This is a genomic window from Alcanivorax sp. HI0044 (assembly GCF_001634945.1).
In genome coordinates this window covers 1-921 of sequence record NZ_LWEZ01001617.1, presented here as the reverse complement: position 1 = coordinate 921, position 921 = coordinate 1, and the positions used below count along the sequence as shown (strand labels likewise).

The following is a 921-nucleotide window of genomic DNA, read 5'->3' as shown; positions in this document are numbered from 1 at the left end:
ATGGGGGTAGCGCTGATCCGGGCCGGCCACCAGGATCAAGGCCTCGAGTTGCTTAAATCCTTGCTGTCCGCCGGCGGCAGCAGCAATCAGGCTTTGGCACTGCGCGACCGGGCTGCACTGGCATCAGGCCTGACAGAATTGAAAGGCGGCAACCTGGAGAATGCCCGCGCCGCCCTGCGCCAGGTACGCAGCGACGGCCCATTCTCCGAAGACGCCCTGCTCGCGCTTGGCCTGGCGAACTACCGCGCCGGCGACGTAAAACGGGCCCTGCCCCTGTGGCTGGAAGCCGTGCACCGTAACAGCAGCCATCCCTCCGTGCAGGAAGCGTTGATGCTGGCACCCCGCGCCTATGAGGAGCTCGGCGGCCTGCCCCAAGCGCTGTCGGGCTATCAGTATGCAGCCACCCAATACCGCGAGGCCCTTAAGGACATTCAGCGCGCCATCGATAACATCGCCAAACCTGGCTGGTCCGAAGCCTTGCTGCCTGAAGACGAAAACGCGGCCGGATTACTCCCCGCCAATACCAGCGACATGGTAAAAGGCGGCGAGCTGTCGTATTTATACAAGCTGTTTTCCAGCAACCATTTTGCCCAGCGCTTTGAGCACTACCGGCAAATTCAACAGATCAAATCCATGGTGGAGCATTGGCAGGACTCCCTTCCCGCCCTGCAGCAAAGCTACCAACAACAACGCGACACACTGAACCGCAACCTGCCCCATGTCCGTGGCCAGGTCACCGGTTTGATGAGCCGCCAGGAAACGCTCAGCCAGGCCAGCGACAAACTGGCCAACCGCATCCCCAACTATGTGGATATGGAAAACCCCGCCGATGTGGCCAATGCTGAACAGGCCATCATGTGGAAGAAAGTCGATGCCCTCGCCCACCAATTCGGTCGCATCCCCGCTTCTGATCACAACAAC

General features: G+C 60.6%; 1 protein-coding gene. It reads left to right on the top strand.

Annotated features, from left to right (window positions below):
* Window positions 1-921, top strand: a 921-nt coding sequence (locus tag A3730_RS24380; RefSeq protein WP_156501335.1) for a M48 family metallopeptidase, incomplete at both ends; no start/stop codon positions are given.